The sequence below is a fragment of the Natronolimnobius sp. AArcel1 genome, assembly GCF_011043775.1.
GTDB lineage: Archaea > Halobacteriota > Halobacteria > Halobacteriales > Natrialbaceae > Natronolimnobius.
Map to the genome: position 1 here is coordinate 278,266 of NZ_JAAKXY010000002.1, position 19,254 is coordinate 297,519.

General features: G+C 60.1%; 22 protein-coding genes and 1 pseudogene. 9 read left to right on the forward strand and 14 right to left on the reverse strand.

Annotation, left to right across the window (positions count from 1 at the left end):
• Nucleotides 1-206 precede the first annotated feature (206 nt).
• From G6M89_RS22850 to G6M89_RS05495, 3 genes and pseudogenes are all read right to left on the reverse strand, one after another.
• A pseudogene (locus G6M89_RS22850) lies at nucleotides 207-326 on the reverse strand (IS1595 family transposase); the annotation flags it as partial.
• 19 nt (nucleotides 327-345) lie between these two features.
• Nucleotides 346-1,644 carry a S8 family serine peptidase gene (locus G6M89_RS05490; protein WP_206335453.1) on the reverse strand — a complete coding sequence of 433 codons (1,299 nt, stop codon included), beginning with the start codon at nucleotides 1,642-1,644 and terminating at the stop codon, nucleotides 346-348.
• A gap of 237 nt (nucleotides 1,645-1,881) precedes the next feature.
• Nucleotides 1,882-2,904, reverse strand: coding sequence for an AI-2E family transporter (locus G6M89_RS05495; protein ID WP_165160798.1), 1,023 nt, complete (start codon nucleotides 2,902-2,904; stop codon nucleotides 1,882-1,884).
• A gap of 114 nt (nucleotides 2,905-3,018) precedes the next feature.
• On the opposite strand from G6M89_RS05495, the gene G6M89_RS05500 reads away from it, so the two are divergent.
• The 4 genes from G6M89_RS05500 (at nucleotide 3,019) to G6M89_RS05515 (ending at nucleotide 6,347) form a co-directional block, all read left to right on the forward strand.
• Nucleotides 3,019-3,756, forward strand: coding sequence for a DUF547 domain-containing protein (locus G6M89_RS05500; protein WP_165160799.1), 738 nt, complete (start codon nucleotides 3,019-3,021; stop codon nucleotides 3,754-3,756).
• An 83-nt stretch (nucleotides 3,757-3,839) separates the two neighbouring features.
• Nucleotides 3,840-4,697: an HNH endonuclease gene (locus tag G6M89_RS05505; protein WP_165160800.1), complete on the forward strand. Its 858-nt coding sequence runs from the start codon at nucleotides 3,840-3,842 to the stop codon at nucleotides 4,695-4,697.
• A 184-nt stretch (nucleotides 4,698-4,881) separates the two neighbouring features.
• Nucleotides 4,882-6,042 (forward strand): hypothetical protein, encoded by a 1,161-nt coding sequence (locus G6M89_RS05510; protein WP_165160801.1) that lies wholly within the window; start codon nucleotides 4,882-4,884, stop codon nucleotides 6,040-6,042.
• Nucleotides 6,043-6,134: 92 nt separating this feature from the next.
• Nucleotides 6,135-6,347 (forward strand): hypothetical protein, encoded by a 213-nt coding sequence (locus G6M89_RS05515; protein ID WP_165160802.1) that lies wholly within the window; start codon nucleotides 6,135-6,137, stop codon nucleotides 6,345-6,347.
• A gap of 39 nt (nucleotides 6,348-6,386) precedes the next feature.
• On the opposite strand, the gene G6M89_RS05520 is transcribed toward G6M89_RS05515, so the two are convergent.
• The 4 genes from G6M89_RS05520 to G6M89_RS05535 form a co-directional block, all read right to left on the reverse strand.
• Nucleotides 6,387-7,115, reverse strand: coding sequence for a nucleoside phosphorylase (locus G6M89_RS05520; protein ID WP_165160803.1), 729 nt, complete (start codon nucleotides 7,113-7,115; stop codon nucleotides 6,387-6,389).
• A 115-nt stretch (nucleotides 7,116-7,230) separates the two neighbouring features.
• Nucleotides 7,231-7,530 carry a HalOD1 output domain-containing protein gene (locus tag G6M89_RS05525; protein ID WP_165160804.1) on the reverse strand — a complete coding sequence of 100 codons (300 nt, stop codon included), beginning with the start codon at nucleotides 7,528-7,530 and terminating at the stop codon, nucleotides 7,231-7,233.
• 165 nt (nucleotides 7,531-7,695) lie between these two features.
• On the reverse strand, nucleotides 7,696-8,583 hold the full coding sequence (locus tag G6M89_RS05530) for a carbohydrate kinase family protein (protein WP_165160805.1): 888 nt from the start codon (nucleotides 8,581-8,583) through the stop codon (nucleotides 7,696-7,698).
• Between the two features lie 32 nt (nucleotides 8,584-8,615).
• Nucleotides 8,616-9,437, reverse strand: coding sequence for a DUF63 family protein (locus G6M89_RS05535; protein ID WP_165160806.1), 822 nt, complete (start codon nucleotides 9,435-9,437; stop codon nucleotides 8,616-8,618).
• A 132-nt stretch (nucleotides 9,438-9,569) separates the two neighbouring features.
• Here G6M89_RS05535 and deoC point away from each other — a divergent pair, with 132 nt between their 5' ends.
• Nucleotides 9,570-10,205, forward strand: coding sequence for a deoxyribose-phosphate aldolase (deoC, locus tag G6M89_RS05540; protein ID WP_165160807.1), 636 nt, complete (start codon nucleotides 9,570-9,572; stop codon nucleotides 10,203-10,205).
• Here the strand turns inward: deoC and G6M89_RS05545 are convergent, their stop codons facing one another.
• On the reverse strand, nucleotides 10,206-11,390 hold the full coding sequence (locus G6M89_RS05545; RefSeq protein ID WP_165160808.1) for an NAD-binding protein: 1,185 nt from the start codon (nucleotides 11,388-11,390) through the stop codon (nucleotides 10,206-10,208). It lies immediately after the preceding gene.
• A 117-nt stretch (nucleotides 11,391-11,507) separates the two neighbouring features.
• Between G6M89_RS05545 and G6M89_RS05550 the strand changes: the two genes are divergently transcribed.
• Entirely contained in the window at nucleotides 11,508-11,810 is a 303-nt protein-coding gene (locus G6M89_RS05550; RefSeq protein ID WP_165160809.1) for a ubiquitin-like small modifier protein 1, read from the forward strand.
• Here the strand turns inward: G6M89_RS05550 and G6M89_RS05555 are convergent, their stop codons facing one another.
• The 3 genes from G6M89_RS05555 to G6M89_RS05565 form a co-directional block, all read right to left on the reverse strand.
• Complete coding sequence (locus G6M89_RS05555; RefSeq protein WP_165160810.1) at nucleotides 11,811-12,719, reverse strand: GNAT family N-acetyltransferase; 909 nt, start codon at nucleotides 12,717-12,719, stop codon at nucleotides 11,811-11,813.
• 92 nt (nucleotides 12,720-12,811) lie between these two features.
• Nucleotides 12,812-14,062: a Glu-tRNA(Gln) amidotransferase subunit GatD gene (gatD, locus tag G6M89_RS05560; RefSeq protein WP_165160811.1), complete on the reverse strand. Its 1,251-nt coding sequence runs from the start codon at nucleotides 14,060-14,062 to the stop codon at nucleotides 12,812-12,814.
• A 52-nt stretch (nucleotides 14,063-14,114) separates the two neighbouring features.
• Nucleotides 14,115-14,312 carry a hypothetical protein gene (locus tag G6M89_RS05565; protein WP_165160812.1) on the reverse strand — a complete coding sequence of 66 codons (198 nt, stop codon included), beginning with the start codon at nucleotides 14,310-14,312 and terminating at the stop codon, nucleotides 14,115-14,117.
• 149 nt (nucleotides 14,313-14,461) lie between these two features.
• On the opposite strand from G6M89_RS05565, the gene G6M89_RS05570 reads away from it, so the two are divergent.
• Complete coding sequence (locus G6M89_RS05570; RefSeq protein ID WP_165160813.1) at nucleotides 14,462-15,154, forward strand: hypothetical protein; 693 nt, start codon at nucleotides 14,462-14,464, stop codon at nucleotides 15,152-15,154.
• Nucleotides 15,155-15,163: 9 nt separating this feature from the next.
• Here G6M89_RS05570 and G6M89_RS05575 read toward each other — a convergent pair whose 3' ends face one another.
• Together G6M89_RS05575 and G6M89_RS05580 are read right to left on the reverse strand one after the other, a co-directional pair.
• Nucleotides 15,164-15,823: an ArsR family transcriptional regulator gene (locus G6M89_RS05575; RefSeq protein WP_165160814.1), complete on the reverse strand. Its 660-nt coding sequence runs from the start codon at nucleotides 15,821-15,823 to the stop codon at nucleotides 15,164-15,166.
• An 84-nt stretch (nucleotides 15,824-15,907) separates the two neighbouring features.
• Complete coding sequence (locus tag G6M89_RS05580) at nucleotides 15,908-17,266, reverse strand: hypothetical protein (RefSeq protein ID WP_165160815.1); 1,359 nt, start codon at nucleotides 17,264-17,266, stop codon at nucleotides 15,908-15,910.
• 418 nt (nucleotides 17,267-17,684) lie between these two features.
• Between G6M89_RS05580 and G6M89_RS05585 the strand changes: the two genes are divergently transcribed.
• Together G6M89_RS05585 and G6M89_RS05590 are read left to right on the forward strand one after the other, a co-directional pair.
• Entirely contained in the window at nucleotides 17,685-18,056 is a 372-nt protein-coding gene (locus G6M89_RS05585; protein WP_165160816.1) for a DUF5802 family protein, read from the forward strand.
• Between the two features lie 168 nt (nucleotides 18,057-18,224).
• Nucleotides 18,225-19,004, forward strand: coding sequence for an RlmE family RNA methyltransferase (locus G6M89_RS05590; protein WP_165160817.1), 780 nt, complete (start codon nucleotides 18,225-18,227; stop codon nucleotides 19,002-19,004).
• On the opposite strand, the gene G6M89_RS05595 is transcribed toward G6M89_RS05590, so the two are convergent.
• Nucleotides 19,001-19,180, reverse strand: coding sequence for a ribbon-helix-helix protein, CopG family (locus G6M89_RS05595; RefSeq protein WP_165160818.1), 180 nt, complete (start codon nucleotides 19,178-19,180; stop codon nucleotides 19,001-19,003). The genes G6M89_RS05590 and G6M89_RS05595 overlap by 4 nt on opposite strands.
• Between the last annotated feature and the right edge of the window lie 74 nt (nucleotides 19,181-19,254).

Consider the following 19,254-nt stretch of genomic DNA (forward strand, 5'->3'; position numbering starts at 1 on the left):
AAGGACCTCCTTGTTGATAATCGCTTTTGAGAGTTCTTCCGTTTGATTACTTGCGCTTACAGTTCCAACGGTATTAATTGCAGCCAGTGCACCTGCGGATGCCAGGAATTTTCTTCTACCTTTCGTCGCAAATAGAAATTATCTTCATTCCACATAAATGTTTCCAAGAGCAATCGCTATTAATAATTTCCATATGATCCACCTTGTTACGCACATAGCATAGCTTTAATAGCATGTTTGAGAGCTTCTTTGGCGGTTTCCGCAGTGATTTTCGTCGAAGTTGGAAAATCTCGGAGATACTGAATGACCTGGTCCTTCGAACGACCTCAACGACTCGAGTCGAAGTTACTGGAAACTGTCGACCGTCTCGAAGGTGTCAATACGTCCTGTCCCGAGTCCAGATGTTCTCTCACCTGTCAAATCGGTCGCTCCCTTTTCCATTGCCTGTGTAATCGATCGTGGATGAAGGTTCGGATCGAGTTCACGGAGCAAACACGCAAGCCCCGCAACCTGTGGCGCTGCTGTCGACGTACCAGAGCCGAGATAGTACTGATCCCAGAAGAGTTCGTCTGGAACCGTCGAAAGAATCTGGTCGCCAGGCGCAGCGACGGTCACGGTGCTGTCTCCGAAGTGAGATTCCTGAGATCGAACGTCGTCTTCAGTGACTGCTGCGACGCTTATCGTCCCCGAATTACTGGCAGGAAGGATATAGCCAGGGAACTGGTCCATGTTAATACCGTCGTTACCCGTTTCAGCATTACCCATTGCGGCGACGACGGCCGTTCCGCGCTCGAGTGCGTACTCAACGATTCGATTGAATGCGGCGTACACGCGACGGCGATCAACGCTTCCAGGATCCGGATCGCCAGCGGTCAGACTGATGTTGATCACGTCGACGCCAATCTCGACGGCGTAATCGATCGCGATCAGAAGATCGACAATCGTACTGCTCAAACTAAAGAGCCCGTCTTGCGGATTTTCGAAGAAGAACGGTCGAAGCGAGACGAGCGTCGCGTCGGGAGCGACGCCGACGATTCCCGATTCGGTTCCTGAGGCAGCGGCGATGCCAGCAACGTGAGAGCCGTGTCCCTCCACGTCAGTCGCGACGAATCGTTCGACCGGCTCCAGCTCAGTAGCGACGTTGATCTCCTGCGTTCCGGAGTGAACGGTTCCGTTACGGAACAGCCGACTCCGCTCGCGGTCGAGTTGCGGCTCGAGATCCGGATGTGTATGATCGACCCCCGTATCGATCACCGCGATTGTCGTTCCGTCGCCAGTTGCGATGTCATGCGCCTCGAAGGCACGAATTCGTTCCATTGCCCACTGTTCGTCGGTCAGTGATTCGGTATCGGCAGCAGCCACACTTTCGTCTGCCTCCGGCTCGGTGATTTCGACGGTATAGGTCTGGTTCGAAACCGCACTATTTACGACCGGGATCGATTCTAACTGGTTCTCCATTCCTTCTGGCCCCTGAACGATGATAACGGATCCGTCCGCAAGGTCGTGCAAAACTTCGTAACCAGCACTCTCGAGTCGATCACTATGGCCCGACTCGCCTGCGAGAACGATATACTGTTCATCATTGAGTTCTGCGTCGTCGCTTGCAGTGCTGGTTCCGACCATACCGATTCCGACGCTTGTCATGGCTACTGTTCGAAGAATCGCTCGCCTTCGGTAATCTCTAAAATGTTTTTCAACCATGATAATAGATAAGAATAAAATGTAATTAAATTTTCCATCTGTTGATTATCAGCATAATTGTATCAATGGTCGCGGTGAAGGGTTCACCGACGGACGTTCTCAAGTGACTTGTGCCGACAACGAGGAACCGAAGCTGGAACCTTGATCGACTAATTTGGAGCCCAGAGTAACTCCAATTGTTTATACAGATTCGGTATCGTCCGACTCGAGTCGCTCGTAGTGTTCATCGTACACCTCGAGCGTTGCGACAAGCGCACCCAGCAAGACGGGGCCAAAGAACAGGCCCATGACGCCGAAGGCGTAGACGCCGCCGAGGACGCCGAGAATGATGATGCCAGGGCTGAGTTCTGCGTAGCGGTCGACGACGATAGGCCGGAGGTAGTCATCGGAGACGCCGACGACGATGGCGCTGTAGAGAAACAGCGCAATCGCCAGAATCGGCTCGCCAGAGGCGACCAGATAGACGACAGCGGGTCCCCAGACCAGGAACGCGCCGATCAGCGGGATGAGCGCGAGGATAACCATCACGAACGTCCAGAAGGTAGCGTTTGGAATCCCCGTCGCGAACAGGCCGAGTCCGGCGATCAGGCCCTGGACGACCGCGATCAGGACGTGGCCCGCCAGGACGGCCCACATGACATCGTTGAGTTCACCGTAGAGATCATCCTGTACGTCATCGGGCAGCGGCGTCCGCTCGCGAAGCCACTCTATGAGCACGTCACCGTCTTTGAGCAGATAGTAGAGCAAGAACAGCGCCAGTCCGAAGCCAAGCAGTGCGTGCGTGAAGACACTAAACCATGCGGTCGTCTGCTCGAGCAGGACCGACCCGATCTGTTCGGCGGAATCGACGACGGTGCCGGTGATATCGACCGAAAAGCCAGTTTCGGTCTCGATCCAGTCTTCGATAGTGGCTATCTCGAGCGTCTCCGGATCGGCCGACTCGAGCATTGCGGCGGCGTCGTCGGCGATGACAGCGGCGACGACGACGAACGGGATGATGAAGCCGAGCAGCGCCAGTATGAGCAGGGAAAATGCAGCCAGTGTCGGCGAGATGTACGCCTCGAGGCGGCGCTGGAGCGGCGTGAGAACGAACGCGAGCAACACCGCTGCAAGGACGTACTGGAAGAATGGCGTGACCAGTTGCCACGAAAAGTACGCAAAGAGCGCGACGAGGACGAGCAGATAGCCCCTGGATCGATTCACGGGTGAGCTATCATCACTGTGACCGATAAAACCGACCCAGACATGTTTGCTGATGCGACAGTCGCTCCAATCCGCCACACGGCTTCAAGGGAGTGGTTGACAAACCGGCAAACGATGTCGACTCAGCTCGATCCCCTCTCGCTGTCAGCCGATCTTCTCTACGCGGTGACGACCGAGGGTGGCGATCCCAGCGGGCTGTGTGACCACCTCGCGACGCTCGAGCGCGCACAGTTAGCGCGGGCGTTGTCGGATCGCACCGCAAAGCTTGCGTTCTGGCTCAACTGTTACAACGCCTACGTCCAGTTGCGCCTCGAGTCCGAATCGGAGTCACCCGCAGGCAGTCACCTCGAGCGCTGGAAGTTTCTCACCCGTGATCGGGTGCCGATCGCTGGCAGTTGGTTGAGCCTCAACGATATCAAACATGGGCTCCTACGGCGGTCGAAACACCCGTGGGGCCTTGGCTACCTGCCGCGGCTGGTTCCATCGTCGTTCGAACGGCAGTTTCGGTTGCCGGAATGCGATGCGCGGATTCATTTTGCGCTCTCACACGGCGCAGAGAGCTGTCCGCCGATTGCGGTCTACTCACCGGCCGACGTCGATGCCGATCTCGATATCGCCGTTGAGTGGTATGTCGAAGAGAACACCGAGTACGACCCGGATCGAAACCACGTGACGATTCCGCGGCTGTTTCGCCGGTATCAGGGCGATTTCGGCGGTCGCGACGGCATCGTCTCGTTTCTCGAGAGCTTCAACGCGATTCCAGCCGGCTCGAGTCCAACACTCGAGTATGGGACACCGGAACAGACGACAGCAGTCGATATCGATGGCGAGGCAGACCCGCTTCGTCCCTGAACGTCGCTGTCGTGTAGGACACGCTGGCAATAGTGACGATGATAGCCGGTGCGTTTTTGTCGCCGCGCTGTCTTCGCTCGCCCGTGACTTCCCGCGACTGGCACGGTGACCAACGTGCTGTGTTCGACCGAGACGGCCACACCTGTCGCCGGTGTGGGGCAACTGACAGCACCGGCGACGAGAGCGCGTCGACAGCCGACCTGCACTGTTATCCTATCGGCGACGTACCGCTCGAGGGGACGGTCCACGAGAGTTCGCTCGTGACGGTCTGTGATCGGTGTTTTGACTCCTTGCAGGGCGCGTCCGTCGCGACCGACACGCAGCCGGATGATGAGACGCTGTTTACGCTCGCGCGCGACCTGACACAGCGCCAGGGTGTCACCGTCTCCGCTGTTGCCTCGTTCTCCTCGATTGCAACCTCGTTGCCGACAGCACTCGAGGATGCAGGCGAGGACGATGCGGCCCGCACCGACGCTGAAGCCGAGTATCGTCAGGCACGTCGCGAGGTGTTGCTCGCGATCGAGTCCGTTCCCTCGCGTCTCGATCCCCTCGCTGCGGTCGATGAGACAGCGCTCGATCCTGCTGTTAGCGACCCACTCGCTGAACTTGTCGAGGCGGCCCGCACGCTCCAGACGGAGCTTCGAGAACTCGTCAGTTACTGTGAGACGGTGCCGGTCGCAATCGGACGCTGTCGCGGCTGTCTCAAAGCAACTGAAACGAGCGAGACAGACAAGAGAGACGATACCGCGGCGTGTCCAACCTGCGGATTACCAAGCGAGAGTGCTGGGACGGCCGTCATGGGCACGGACGACTCGATGGAGGCGCGCCTGAGCGCGATCAACGAGACGCTACAGGGCGCCTCAGCGACGACAGAAACGCTGACGGAGTGTGCTGGACAGGTCGCAACAGCACTCCAGGGCGAACCGACCGATCCACAGTAGTGAGTTGAACCGACTGCGGCCGTTGTGGCTTTCATTGTGGCATCCCTGAAAGTCAAGATTTATACAATTCTGTCGGGTGACTATTCCTGTACGGAGGGAAACAGCACCTGTAGCATCAGTGTCCCGCAAGCACGGATGCGCAACTCGAACGCATTTAACTCCGTACGTCGTAGGAGTCTGTGACGTGTCGAACGACAATCGCTCGGCCGATACGACGGACGAGTCGGGATCTCGCACTCGAGTCAGTCGCCGTACGGTACTTCGGACTGGAGTCAATACTGGCATCGCCGGTGGCCTCATCTGGGGGCTCGGCGCAGCCAACTACGCCACCAACGCCGACCTCGGGACGATCACGTACGCACTGGCCCGTCCCGAACCGGACGCCGAGGAACTCGAAGAGCGGACCAAAGACGTGCCGGTCGCCTGGCACGAAAGTCTCAGACTGGCGTTCGACGCCCAGACAGCGATTCAAGAAACCGGTCTTGACCCGCTGGTCTCGTCGTTCGTCGTCCCCGGGAGCTACGATAACCCACAGGCATCACTCTCAGTACAGACGTCTGATGAGACGGCCAGTGAAACGCTCGAGGAGATCGTCTCAGAGGTGCCACTTGAGATCAGCGTTCTCGATGAGCTCCCACCGCGCCCACAAAGCGATGGCGAGTACGAGTCGGCGCACCAACTCGCAGAGTACGACCCATCAAACATACCGGGTGGTGTTCTCTGTGACACCGAGGAAGGATCGGGAACCCTGACGCCGGCGCTGTTCGACGCCGAGACTGGCGAGCGCTACTTTGCAACGTCGAATCACGTCTACGATGAGGAAGGCATCCAGGAAGAAGAACACCGCGGAGAGTCACTGTTTATCGCCCACGATGACAACGAATTCCAGATTGGGGAAGTCGTACAGGGCTATCCGCTCGCAGATCTCGTGCAGGTCGAACCGGTCAACAGCTACCAGCCAGCAACCAATATCGAGCGCGCAGAGCCATCACAGGTAATCGGCCAGTACACCCGCCTCGGCCTTGCAGACCTCATGGCTCGTGACGCGACCCTCGAGAAACTGGGGGCGCTCTCGGATCGGACAGTTGGTGAAATTAAAGGCGTGAACGCGATGACGTGTTACTCTGGTGCCGTCTGCAAACCCGGGCAACTCATCTGGGGCGATGAAGATACGCTCACTGACGGCGACAGCGGCTCCGTGAACTTCCATCCCGACCCCGAGAATCCCGACGACTACATCCTCGTCGGCGGTATGAACAACGCCCGCACCTGGTGGCCAAGTTCGGACTTTACCTGGGGCACTGCTGCATACCACCTCCTCGATGAATACGGACTGCACTTTTGAGTCGCCACGTCGCTGTATGGTGACAGCCGAGGCAAGCCTGCCTTGACCGCGCCGACACACAACTTTACAACCTCGAGCGTCGAGACTCGAGTATGGCATCAGACGCCGCTCGAGACAGCCGTGGGTGGCTTGCAGAAAGCGGGGGGCGATTACTGATCGACCTGTGCGTGATTATCGCCTGGGTCGTCGCGGCAACGATCACCGTTCGAGTCACTGACCTGTCACTGACGGCGTACTACATCATCGTCTTCGCAGGCGTCCTTTTCTATTCGATCGCGTTCGATCCGTGGTCGTGGCGGTCGTAAGTCGGTACAAGACGAGGCGAACCACCCCACTAGCCCAGATTAGAGGGTCGTCGTCGCCTCGAGGGCGATATCGATTGCGCGGCCGACGTTGTTCTTTGCCTTTTCGGGCAGTTCGTCGTCTTCAGTGTCCGTCCCTTTCTGCGTGCCTTCGACGAGATTGCCGTCGACGGTACAGATCGCGCCAGAGCGAAGGCCCTTGCGCCGAGCGAGCGTGAAGACGGCAGCGGCTTCCATCTCGACGGCGAGCAAGCCGGCGTCCTCCCAGTTTGCGACGTACTCGTCAGTTTCGGCGTAGTAGGCGTCATCAGACGCGATAGGGCCGATCTGAACGTCCTCGTCGTTGGCCTCGGCAGCATCGACCAGTTCCGAGAGGACATGATAGTCGGGAACGGCAGGGTACTCGACAGCCTCGTAGCGCTTCGTGGTACCCTCGTTTTTCGCTGCCCCAGTCGCGACGACCATGTCGCCGATTTCGATATCCGACTGGAGCGCGCCGGTCGTGCCGACGCGGATGAACGTCTCGACACCGACGTTCGCCAGTTCCTCGAGTGCAATCGCAGCGGATGGACAACCGATACCGGTCGAACAGATCGTCAGTTCGCGACCCTCGTAGGTGGCGTTGACGACCTTGTACTCGCGGTTCTCGGCGACCGTCTCGCTTTCGTCACAGTGGTCTGCGATGCGGTCGACACGACCGGGGTCGCCCGGAATGAGTGCGATATCTGCTAAGTCTCCGTCCTCAACGAGCAGGTGTGGTTGCGTTCCCATACCTGCGCGTTCCGTTGGTGACGAGAAAAAGGATTCGAGACCGAAGATGGAGTGTGCCCACGGTGGACCACCCCCAGTTGGGAGCGATACCCCACTTCCCAACGGGACGTCGCTGCTACTGTGACGTTATTTCGACTCGATCCGGGCTCACCGACACCGTCGCGCCGTCGACATCGAACTCGACGACTCGAACGGAGCGATCAGCGCCGGAACGAGTCTGTTCGAACAGTGCATCGAGGGCTTCAGGATCGACGTAGTCGTACAGCTGCGTGCTCGCTGCAGTGACGTCTTCGTCGTTGTATCGTGCCAGTGCCGTCGCGACAGCGATACTTGGCGACTCCCCCGCTGGCCGGTCGTACGTAATCGGTCGACCATGCTGGCTATCGTAGGGCTCGCAGATCTTTCGTTCCGTCATATCTCTCACACCGTCACGTCTCCGTGACTGTCTAGCTGAGAGGGCAACGTCGTCGCCCATATAAGTACCGTCAGACAACACCCGATGAGAAGATTTCCGGATCGGCCCGTACCGGTCGCTGTGAGTGTTCTCAAGCAGAATCTGTCGACACTCACTGTCACATCCTCACGAGTGCGGACGCAATCCAAGGAATCGGGCAACCGCCTGCGCCGCCGGTGCCGTTCGTGCTCCGCGCTCGCTCGCAGTCAGCGCTCCGCAGGCGTTTGCATACTCGAGAGCATCCTCGACGCCGGCACTGTCGACCAGTTTGGCGATGAAGCCGGCAGCGAACGCATCGCCCGAGCCGACCGTGTCGACAGCCTCGATATCGAAGCCCGCGTGCGTGTACGTCTCGGTCGGTGTATGCACGGCAGCGCCGTCTGCGCCGTGTTTGATGACGACGATCCGGTCATCGAACGGCGAGCCAGCGTACTCGTCCTCGAGCAAGGCTGCGCGTTCGCGGTCGTTCGCGAAGACGATGTCAGCGGCAGACAGCGCCTCGCTGTAGTCACGATCACTGAGTCGGCGGCCCGGATCGAAGCTGACGGTCGTGCCGGCGTCGCTCGCCGTCGTCGCAATCGCGCCAGCAGTTGCCGGACGCTGGCTCGTCAGATGAACGTGATCGGCGTCACGAACGCGACGCTCGTCGATGTCGTCCGGGCCGACAGCCTCGTTGACGCCGTCGTTTCCGAGAACAGCGACCTCACCGTCGTCGTCGACGAGCAGGTACTTCACCGCCGTATTCGCACCCGCAACGACCCGAAGTCCGTCAAGCGAGACACCCGCCTCTTCGAGATCGCGGCGGGCAAGCAGGCCGTTTTCGTCGTCGCCGACGCTGCCGATCAGTCCGACATCGACCTCGAGACCGGCAAGTGCGGCCGCGACGTTGGCTGCGCTGCCGCCACCCGAGCGATGCTGGTCGTAGATCGCCGCCTCACCGTCCGCTTCGGGGAATCGATCGACACGAAGCGTCACGTCCCAGTTGACGTGACCGGCTGTAAGCACCGTCTCCATTCATCGAATCGTCGTGGTCTGGAGAGAAAAATCTAGCCGACCATGAACAGCAAGACGTTGTGGACACCCGGTCCCAGACCGACTGCCGCGATGAGCGCGAGGATCGTCCGGGCCTGTCGCGGTTCCTCCTCGACGTACTCCTTGAACAGGCCGAGGATCACCATCGCGAGTGCAACCTTGACCAGCACGAACAGCCAGCCGCCGCCGATGTATTCCGCCGTTGGCAACGCCTCACCCGCCTCGAGAATCATCCGTGAGACGGGGACTTCCTCGTGGGCACCGAGCAGATCGAATCCAATTGCGGTCGAGACGCCATCGAGTGCGTGGCCAAAAACGACGAGCACGCCGGTCAGACTCGTCGTCGCAGCCACGTCAGTAAACCACAGTCCGAGTGCGAGCCACGCCAGTGCGGTGACGATACCGGCGATCACGACAGAAATAACTGGGAAGAACGGCTCGAATGTCCCAGCCTCCCAACTATCGAATAGAATAAGCAGTGTGAACATGGCGAAAAACGCCGTACCAGCGATTCCTACGACTCGCTCACTCGAGGATTGCAAGCCGCCGGCGTGGAGAAAGAGCCCGACAATCCAGACTAATCCCGCGACGGTCGCCGTCAACAAGTAGACACTCGGCGAGGCGAACAACACCGCGATACTATCGGGATAGGCCTCGAGACGATGCAAGACGTGTAACGTCGAGCCGAACATCATCCATGGCGCAAACGCAATCACCGTCCGATCAGTCACCGGCGGCTCGAGTGTCCACAACAGCGCGAGTACCCCCCCGAGTACGACGAGCAGTGGGATGAGGAGATACCATGGCGGTAACACGAACCCCTCTGGAACTACCATGTTTCTATTGGTAGCGACCACTGACTAACACTTTCCGATTACTGATACGGATTCCAGCAACTCCTGGCCGACCGTTTGCCACATCGCGTGAAGACCGGGCGGACTTTTGCCCATCCACCGAGTCGGTCTGCTATGGACCGCACCGACCTCGCGCCGCTGATCGACCACACCGTCCTCGGACCGGAGACAACGCCCGCAGATATCCACGAGATTCTCGAGGCCGCCGACGAGTACGGGATGAACGCCTGTATTCCACCCTACGCGCTCGAGGAGGCGGCCGAGTACGCGCCGGATGTAACCCTCGCGACCGTGATTGGCTTCCCGCATGGCCAAAACGACCACGACGTTAAACGCCGTGAAGGCGTCCTCGCGTGGAAAGCCGGCGCGGACGAACTCGATGTGGTCATCAACATTGGCCGACTCAAAGCCGGCGAGGACGACGCCGTCCAGGCCGAACTCGCCGAACTCGTCGCTGCGGTGCCGATTCCGGTGAAAGTCATCATCGAAACCGCACTCCTCACTGACGAGGAGAAACACCGCGCTTGCGAGGCCGCGGTCGAAGCGGATGCAACAATGGTCAAAACCTCGACCGGCTTTCAGGACGGCGGCGCAACACTCGCAGACGTCGAACTCATGAGCGACTACCTGCCCGTCAAAGCAAGCGGCGGGATCGGCAGCTACGACGAGGCGATGGCGATGCTCGAGGCCGGAGCCGAGCGAATCGGTGCCTCGAGCGGGGTCGAAATTCTCGAGGGCGCACCGGAGTAATTACTCGGTCTCGCTCAACAGTCGCGACACCACGGGCGACTCGTTCGACCCGAGCGCAGAGCGCACGAGCAGGTGCCCGCCCAGCTCCGCGAGACTGATGACGTCATCAGCACCCGCGCGCTCGAGTTTGCGCGTATTCTGGCGGTCGGTTGCGGCGGTGACGATGCGGATGTCCGGCCGGAGTTGCCGGGCGGTGAGGACGGCGAGCGCGTCTTCGGCGTCGTTGTCGGTGGCGACGAGAACGGCCCGCGCGTTCTGAATTTTCGCTCGCTTGAGCGGCGCTTCGTTGCTCGGGTCGGCAGTGAGCACCGGAATGTCGCGGTTCGAGAGTTCATCCGCCGCCGAATCGTCGTCCGTGACGACGACGAATTGGGTGTCCGCCGAGTGGAGTTCGTTGACGATCGGTTCGGTCAGATCCCCATAGCCGAGGACCATAACGTGATTGTCGAGGAGTTCGAGTTCTGAGTCGGTCATTTTCCCGAGTGTCTTCGTAATTCGCGCCTGAATTGCAGGGCCGACGAGCGCCCCGATAGCGATACCGAAACTCGCCACACCGAGAACCACGACGGACATCGTGAACAAGATTGCCTCCGGACTGGTCGGGCCGATATCGCCGTAGCCCACCGTACTCGAGGTGATCAGCGTAAAGTAAAATGCGTCGAGGACGGTGTCGATGCCGTCGAAGTCCTCCTGTAAGGCGTACGCCCCGAAGGTCCCGTAGGCCTGAACGCCGACGAGCGCGCCGCCGGCTGCGAGTTGGGTCGTCGTCAGCGCCAGCTCCTGATCGAAGCGATTTCGGGTGAATAGCAAGAACGGAAGCGAGAGCAGCGACAGCGCGATCAACGGGAGCGAGTACCGATTGAGCTGCAAAAGTCCCTGAATCGCCGTCACCGGCAATAGAATGAGCGTCGCCCACCAACCGGCTCGCAGCCCGTGGCGCAAGGCGAGGGCGCTCCCGACCATCAAGAAGCCAGTCAGCGCGCCGGTAAAGCCGACAGCCTCCTGAACGGAGTCGGGAACGAAAGCGGCGAGCGGGCCGAAATCGGCGGCCTCCTGACTGATGTTGAGAACGCCCGTGACGACCGACAGCAGCGCAACGAGGAGGGCGAGTGCAATCGCGACGCGGACGGATACCAGTCGCTTCCAGTTGTCTGGCAACCGCTCGAAGAGTGCCTCGCCGACCATACACCTCTTGCAACCGCCAACGAATTAAACGCCTCCGACTTCGGCGGCGTCATCCTGGTTCGCACGCCAGACGTGGCAAACGGTAGCTACTTGCCCCCAGCACCGATACCGCCACCTATGCCCACTGAGTGGAAACTGTTCGCCGATCTCGCCGAACGCGCCGGCGAGAAACACATTCGCGTCGAGGCCAGCGCCGGCGACACCGTCGGCGACGCCCTCGAGGAACTGCTCACTGACCGACCGGCACTCGAGGACCGCGTCCTCGACGAGGACGGCGAAGACCTGCGAACCCAGATCAACGTTCTTCGAAACGGAACGAACGTACTGGTCGAAGAAGACGGCCTCGAGACGGAACTCGAAGCGGGCGACGAGTTGGCGCTGTTTCCGCCGGTCAGCGGCGGGTCGGTTGAGCGCCGCTGATTAGCGCTTCATCAGATCGACACCGAGTGCGAAATCCGGCTCTTCAGATACCGTTGCACCTGCGTAGGCCGCGTCAGTGACGTATTGTGCCGTCTCGGGAATGAGTATGCGCGTTCGATCCACCGTGAGCGCGGCCGCATCGCGAGCAATCGCCGCAAACAGTGCACGAGCGGAATCGACGTCGTCCCAGGCACCAACGCCGTACTCGGCCCAGCGAACGAGGTCGCCGTCGTCGTCCTCGCGTTCGAATGTCCGCACGCGATAGCTCGCCCCCGCGAGCCCGTCGTCGCCTTCAACTGCGAAGACGGCCGTCTCATCGGCAAAGCGCTCGAGGTCCGAGTGAGTGAGTTCGGAGAGCGCCCACGACTCGTCAGAATCGAGCGCCAGTCCCTCGAGTTCCGCGCGCACATCGCTGTGGGTCCAGTAGCGCCACGCTGGCGCAGGGTCGTGGCTGATCGACCGTGAGTCCGGTATCGTAGCGTCGACATCGGGTTCGACGTGAGCGAATCGAAACTCCGTGAGCGGGTCGAACCCACTCGAGCGCGAGGCGGCAAAGGAGGCCGTGTTCCACGAGAAAATCATAACGCGCCCGACCGTTGCGCCCTGCTCGCGCGCCCACGCGAACAGTTCCTCGTTGAGGCGCTGGCTGACGCCCTGTCGGCGGTAGTCCGACGAGACGCGTAGGCTCTGGAACCAGGCTTCGTCGGGCGAGAGCATGACACCCTGGACAATCCCCGCGAGGTCGCCGTCAATCTCAGCGAGGAAGGTTTTCTTTCCCTGTCCGGGGTCGTCCTCGAGCCAGTCGTGGTAGATATCGGGCAGGTAGTCGCCGCCGCGGTCCGCCCAGATGTCGCTCGTCAGTTCACAGACGGCGTCGTAATCGTCGGGTGTCGCTCTGCGGATATGCATGTGAATGGAGTGGAGTGAATCAAATTTCGGTTGTCAGGTGTGTGTTGGACGATCAACAGCCGATACACAAGTCGGCGCGATGGCACTGAAGCCTATTCCCAGGGAACGGAGCGTTCCTGCAGTTCGCCCGCCAGCGAGGTTTGCATAGCCTCCTCGACGTTCTCACTATGTTCGAGCGCCCACATGAGTTTGACCTTCGCAGTGCCAGGGAGCGTGTCGCCGGCCTCGAGAACGCCCGCCTCGAGGAGGTCTCGACCCGTATCGTAGACCCGGTCACAGACCCGGCCCTCGAGACATTGGCTGGTCATGACGACAGTCGTCCCGTCGTTGATCAACTCCTCGATGCGCGGGATCAGGTCAGTGTGGACGTGCCCGAGGCCGGTGCCTTCGATGATGAGTCCCTCACTTCCCTCGACGACGTCGAGGAACGCGGGGTCCATGCCGGGCGTGAACTTGAGCAGTTCGACGTCGCTCTCGAGGCTCTCCTCGAGTGCGAGGTCCGTCTCGCCGCGCTGCTGGTAGTCCCGCTGGAAGTCGACGGTTTCGGAGTCATAATCGACGGTGCCGAGTGGCTCTGCGCCAACGGTTTCAAATGCGTTGCGTCGGGAGGTGTGGTTCTTGCGGACGCGGGTGCCCCGGTGGAGTGCACAGCTGTCGTCGCTCTCGGAGGCGTGCATGCAGACGAGCACCTCTGCGCAGTCGCTCTGTGCGGCCTCGACGGCCGACACTGCGTTCATTACGTTATCCGAGGATGGCCGATCAGCCGAGCGCTGGGAGCCCGTAAAGACGATTGGAACGGGCGTCTCGAGCATAAAGGAGAGCGCGGCGGCGGAGTACTGCATCGTGTCGGTGCCGTGCATGACGACGACGCCATCAGCGCCGTTTTCGATCTCCTCGTGGACGGCCTGTGCGAGATCCTGCCAGAGCGGCGGTTCCATGTTCTCCGAGAGGATGTTTGCGACGACGCGCCCGCGATAGTTTGCGCGACCGGCAAGGTCGGGAACGGCTCGGAGCACGTCTTCAGCGTCGAACTGTGCCGTCACCGCGCCCGTGCGGTAGTCGACCGTCGACGCGATGGTGCCGCCGGTCGAGATGAGCGAAATGGTTGGCAGGTCGTCGTCGAACTCGATCTCGGAGGCTTCGTCGCTGCCTACCGAATCCGCACCGTCGATTTCGTAGACGTCCGACTCGAGCACGTCGATGTCCGCGTCATCGCGGTCGATACCGACGTTGTATCCGCCCTCGAGTTTGACGACGAGGTGGTCGTCGGTGCTCGAGGGGAGCAAGACGCCTTCGTACGTGCGATCCGCGCGGTCGACGCGAACGCGATCGCCTGGATTCATGCGCCAGTGTTGCGCGCGGGCAGACTTGAAGGCACGCTTTCGGCGACGTCGATCAGCCAGCGAAGCCGACGAGAATGAGTCCGATGCCGGTCAGAACGAGAACGGCGACGATCAGTGCCGTCAGCAGTTCAGCCGTCTCGAGTGCCTCCTCGGCAATCCCCAGTTTCGGGTAGAGACGGCGTGCGGCCGAGAGAAGCACAATCGCGCCGGCGAGTGCGAGCGCACCGAAGGCGACCAGTTCGACGTTCACTTGCAACTCTACCAGCCCGCCCCTGATAAAGCATCGTCACGAGGCCGGAGTCGGTACGCCGCTGCGTTTGGTCACACAGCTCCGACCGGTAAACGTGATAGTAGTCTAACAGGGAAAGGTCCATGGTCCCGGCCACCCTGCGTTGAGGTATGAGCGACCGCACCGACGAGGTGACCGAATCCCGGGACGCCCGTTCGACCGACGACTTGCTCGAGGAGACGGAGCGCCTGCTCGAAGAGTCAGGGTCCGGGTCGGAGTCGGGAGCGGAGCCAGCGCCGGCAGACGCGAACAGGAACACGGGGACAGGGACAGAGACGGAGGCGGGTGCTGATACAGCGACGGATATCGGCTCCGACTCGTGGCTCTCCGATTCAGAGCCGGCCACCTCGGACGCCGACGCAACCAGCGAACCGAGTGAGTCGAGTGGTGGGCTCCGTTCGAAACTGCCGAGTCTTGGGCTCGGGTCCGGCCGCTCGAGATCGGTCTCGCCCGGTGAGTACTTCTCGCCGAAGGGGTTTCTCGCCGCTGTCTTGCTGCTTGGTGTCGGGATGTTCGCGGGCGGCGCAGTCCCGTTTCTGAGCACCATCGGCCAACTGATTGCGCTGTTCACCGTTGCCTTCCTCGTCGGACTCGTGACCTCGAAGCGCCGGTATCTCGAGATGACGACGGCAGGCCTGCTGGTCGGTGTCCTTGGCGCGTTCAACGACTACACGATGTTTATTCTGACGGGGTCGGGAACGACCGTCTTCTTCGTCGGCGCAGCGATTGGCCTCGTCTCGACCGTACTCGGCTACTACTTCGGACGCGACCTGCGCGATGGGCTGGCCCGCGATATCGAGTGAAAATCGAAATTACGCCGTCGTCGTCAGCTCCCAGCCGCGTTCGGTCCGCTGGACGATCCCCTCGTCGGCCAGTACCTCGAGCAACTCTGCGACGACCTCACGAGGTGCATCAATGTCTCGACTCAGCTCACCGACGGCGCGTGGCTCTGCTCGAATAGCGGCCAGCAGATCAGCGTAAATTCGACTTTCGGGGTCCGTTCCGACCGCCTCCGAAATGTCATCGAGCACGTCACAGAGTCGCCCCTGTACCCACCGCTGGGCGAGCGACAGTTCGTTCTCGAGTTGCTCGAGATCCTCAAGAGTCCGCAAGAGGCCATTGAGTTCGTCGGCGTCATCCCAGGCGATATCCAGCGAAAGATGCCGACAGGACGTAATGTCAAAACTGTTGTTAGCCGGATACGCGCTCTTGCTCGCAAAGCCATACGGGGAGACGTTCACCTCGAGACGAACGTTACGGGCGATATGGAAGTACTTTCGGCGCTGGTCATCGACGCGACTCTCGATCAAGCCGGCCTCCTCGAGTTTTCGCAAGTGTTCGATGACCGCTTTGGGACTCACACCGAGGTAGTCAGAGATTTCCGTGACGTAACATGGCTTGCGGGCGAGTAACCGAAGGATGCGTCTTCGATTTTCGTTTCCCAACAAATCCAGCAACACGGCGGAGTCCATCGAGCGAGGGTATGGGGTCGTCGCTGAAAAGGGTGTCTGCTCAGTCCGGCCACTCAGCACAGTCAACCCGACCCAGCGCTGTGCTTATCGGCCAGCGTGGCCCGGCTGACCGCGCTCACCAGCACTCGAGTTCCGATTGTCAGATTCGGCGGTGTCGCTGTCTGCGTCGTCGCTATCGATCGACTCCGTGCTGTCCGAATCGCTGTCACTCGAGTCAGTTGTGTTCGACCCACCGGACCCACCGGACTCCGAACGCTCCTCGCCCTCATCACTGCCAGCGTCAGCGTTGTCTGTGTCACTCGAGGAGCCCTGGCCAGACTGGTCGGCCGACGAATTCGATCCCGAACCCTGACCGCGATCCGCTGACTGCGAGTCGGAACTCGAGTTCGAACCAGTGCTTGCGTCCGACTCGGAAGCAGCGCCTGACTCGTCAGCAGACTCGTTGTCCTGACCAGAGGTTGCGTTCTCGGAGTTACCCTGGTCTGGTGTTGCTTCGTCCTCGGCCGAGCTTCCAGCGTTGCCGTTTGAGTTGTTCCCGTTGCCGTTCGATGTGCGCTGCTCTGGTGTCTCAGCGGTCTCGTTCGGTGTGTTCGCGTTCTCGTTCGACGCGTTTGCATTTCCAGCCGACTCGCTGTGTTCTGGCACACCTGCATTGCCGTTGGCTGCATCCGGTGTCGATGCGTTACCGGCGTTGCCCTGACCTGGCGAACTATTTGTTGCCTGTCCCGGTGGCGAACTGTTCTCCGCCTGTCCCGGTGGCGAAGCGTTTTCATCTGCTTGTCCTGGCGGTGAGTTGCCCACAGCAGTGCCACGGTCAGCCGGCGGCCCCTGCCCCTGACCAGGATGGCGGTCGAACCCAGCGATTCCCTGCGACGTTTGGGCGACTTCCTCGTCCGCAAGCGCTTCGACACTCGACTCGAGTGACTCAAGTCGTTCATCTTCGACATCGGCTGCAACAGCGCGCTCTTTCGTCTGGCCAATTTCGCGCTCGAGTCCTGAGAGTTCCACCGTGAGCGCAGTCATCCGAGCCTGGTGCAGTCCCGGGGAATCTGTCGAGTTACCATCCGATTGAAGCTCTTCTCGCTCTGACTCGAGGCGGTCAGCCCGCTGCTCGAGGTCATCGACGCGCTCAGAGAGGAGCGCTGCTCGCTGTTCTGTGTCCGCATTTTCGTAGGAGGCGGTAAACAGCTCTGAATCAACCGTGTACTCAGCATCCGCAGCAGTTGATTGCATAAACGACGTGACGCTCGTGTTTGGCTCAGACTCGTCAGCACTCGGTTCCGACTCTGCCGTCTGTTCATCGTCAACTCCCGAAGCGGTGTCAGCTCCGGAACCCACGAGCGCACTCGCAACCGGCGCGACGGTGAGCCCGAGAATCGCAACGACGATAACGGCAAAAAGTCCACAAATGCGAAGACGGGGTCGAACCCGAGAGGCGGTCATCAGTTGTACCTGTTAGCGAGTCCACTAAAAAGTCTGAGTTTCGTTCGGACCGTTCACAGACTCATCTCGAGCAATCAGCGCCGGCCTTAGCGTTTAAGGGCGCCAGATATCGGCTCACTCGAGCAGCATCTGATACGTAGCGATTGCGCAAGCGGAGACAAGCATACGTCGCATATAGTAGCTACTGAAAGTCAGTGCACACCCAATCGCACGACGGCTATGCGATTGGTGTGTAAACAGTTTCAGTTGTTACTATAGTTCCCTGACCGATCGGTAGACATTCGACCAGAATATATTCAGTGAGGAATAAAAGTATGTTCCAGATCCGCCCCAAGCAATCTGAAACAACCATGATTGCGCGACCACTTAAACGTATCCGGAAATAGTTAACTCTATTCAGGCCATGTGTATGGTTGCCATGTTTGAGCTCTTCTCACAGAGCTACTATCTGGGCCGCCTCTATGTGACGCCCACCGACCACAATCGGGCACTCATGCACCGCGACCAACACGAGCGATTGAACGAGCAGGTGTATGCGACCGGCGACGGCATCGAAGCGCTCGACTCACCACTCGTCATGAAACTCGAGTCCCAGCACTTTCCAGTACACGGCGACGAAGGCGTCCCCGCGAATACGCTTGCACTCCCAGAACCGCTGCTCGAGGGAGCCGACCTGCGGAATCCGCCCTCGCTCCGAGAGATTTTTCTGGCACGGCGCGAACGGGCACAGCAGTTGCTCGCATACGCCGGTGGGCTAACAGCAACCCCGGATGAGCACACGACTAACTGACCGACACCCACTCACGCGCCTGCTTCTCGAGGTGTCCCGTCTCGTCGGCCGAGTACGTCAACCCTTTCAGCATCAGCCTCGTCTAGACGTGTAGACTGCCGACACGTCTCTCCGTCGCGTCGACCACTCGGCCGACCGGAGGCTGCAACAGCGTCGGCCGAGATTGCTATGACACGAAAAGACGACTACTACAATCGGGCGAAACAGCAAGGCTACCGCTCTCGAGCGGCGTACAAACTCAAACAACTCGACGAACTCGAGCACGTCATCGACGAGGGCGATACGGTCGTCGACCTCGGGGCGGCACCCGGCGGCTGGCTCCAGGTTGCCGCACAGAAGGTTGGCCCGCAAGGCAAAGTCATCGGCGTCGACCTCCAGCGGATCAAAAACTTCGACGACGATATCGACGACCGGATCGAGACGCTTCGCGGCGATATGACCCAAGAGCGAACACGCGAACGCGTCCTCGATGCAGCAGGCGGCGACGTTGACGTGGTCGTCTCCGACATGGCACCTAACATGTCCGGCGAGTACTCGCTGGATCAAGCCCGCTCACTGTATCTCGCCCGTCAGGCCTACGAAACCTCACTCGAGTTACTCGGCCCCGATGGTGATTTGGTTGTGAAGATTTTCGAGGGTCCGGACGTCGACGAGTTCAAAGCCGACGTCGAAGATGACTTCCAGTACGTGCGCGTCACGAGTCCCAAAGCCTCGCGAAAATCCTCCTCCGAGGTGTACTTCATCGCGAAAGGGCGGCTCACCGCACCCGTCCGCACCGGCGACGAACTCGAGGTCGAGATCGTCGATGTTGGCGGCGAGGGTGATGGTATCGCCTCCGTTGAGGGCTATCGGCTGTTCGTTCCGGACGCCGAAGAAGGCGAGACCATCACTGTTCGTGTCGATGACGTCAAACCCAACTTCGGATTCGCACAGCGACTCGAGTCTTAACTCTCGTCGTCCGTCAGTCGGTCGTGGCGCTCATCGATCTCGTCGAGAATATCGAGATTTTTCCGGATTGACGCGCGGATCGCGTCGCTTCGGTTGACAAACTTCCCGTCATCGCCGACGTGTGAATCGAGATCCTCGAGCAGCTCCTGTGGGATTTCCACGCTAATTTTTGGCATCAGTCTGTCTGGCAGTTCGGAGTCCCCACTCTTATACGGACCGCTGTCAGGTGTTGGTCACTCGCTCGAGATAA

Excerpts from the sequence above, each read along its gene's own strand:
- G6M89_RS05490 (WP_206335453.1), bottom strand. The coding sequence starts at position 1,644 with ATGACAAGCGTCGGAATCGGTATGGTCGGAACCAGCACTGCAAGCGAC.
- G6M89_RS05500 (WP_165160799.1), top strand. The coding sequence starts at position 3,019 with ATGTCGACTCAGCTCGATCCCCTCTCGCTGTCAGCCGATCTTCTCTAC.
- G6M89_RS05515 (WP_165160802.1), top strand. The coding sequence starts at position 6,135 with ATGGCATCAGACGCCGCTCGAGACAGCCGTGGGTGGCTTGCAGAAAGC.
- G6M89_RS05520 (WP_165160803.1), bottom strand. The coding sequence starts at position 7,115 with ATGGGAACGCAACCACACCTGCTCGTTGAGGACGGAGACTTAGCAGAT.
- G6M89_RS05525 (WP_165160804.1), bottom strand. The coding sequence starts at position 7,530 with ATGACGGAACGAAAGATCTGCGAGCCCTACGATAGCCAGCATGGTCGA.
- G6M89_RS05530 (WP_165160805.1), bottom strand. The coding sequence starts at position 8,583 with ATGGAGACGGTGCTTACAGCCGGTCACGTCAACTGGGACGTGACGCTT.
- G6M89_RS05535 (WP_165160806.1), bottom strand. The coding sequence starts at position 9,437 with ATGGTAGTTCCAGAGGGGTTCGTGTTACCGCCATGGTATCTCCTCATC.
- deoC (WP_165160807.1), top strand. The coding sequence starts at position 9,570 with ATGGACCGCACCGACCTCGCGCCGCTGATCGACCACACCGTCCTCGGA.
- G6M89_RS05545 (WP_165160808.1), bottom strand. The coding sequence starts at position 11,390 with ATGGTCGGCGAGGCACTCTTCGAGCGGTTGCCAGACAACTGGAAGCGA.
- G6M89_RS05550 (WP_165160809.1), top strand. The coding sequence starts at position 11,508 with ATGCCCACTGAGTGGAAACTGTTCGCCGATCTCGCCGAACGCGCCGGC.
- G6M89_RS05555 (WP_165160810.1), bottom strand. The coding sequence starts at position 12,719 with ATGCATATCCGCAGAGCGACACCCGACGATTACGACGCCGTCTGTGAA.
- gatD (WP_165160811.1), bottom strand. The coding sequence starts at position 14,062 with ATGAATCCAGGCGATCGCGTTCGCGTCGACCGCGCGGATCGCACGTAC.
- G6M89_RS05570 (WP_165160813.1), top strand. The coding sequence starts at position 14,462 with ATGAGCGACCGCACCGACGAGGTGACCGAATCCCGGGACGCCCGTTCG.
- G6M89_RS05575 (WP_165160814.1), bottom strand. The coding sequence starts at position 15,823 with ATGGACTCCGCCGTGTTGCTGGATTTGTTGGGAAACGAAAATCGAAGA.
- G6M89_RS05580 (WP_165160815.1), bottom strand. The coding sequence starts at position 17,266 with ATGACCGCCTCTCGGGTTCGACCCCGTCTTCGCATTTGTGGACTTTTT.
- G6M89_RS05585 (WP_165160816.1), top strand. The coding sequence starts at position 17,685 with ATGTTTGAGCTCTTCTCACAGAGCTACTATCTGGGCCGCCTCTATGTG.
- G6M89_RS05590 (WP_165160817.1), top strand. The coding sequence starts at position 18,225 with ATGACACGAAAAGACGACTACTACAATCGGGCGAAACAGCAAGGCTAC.
- G6M89_RS05595 (WP_165160818.1), bottom strand. The coding sequence starts at position 19,180 with ATGCCAAAAATTAGCGTGGAAATCCCACAGGAGCTGCTCGAGGATCTC.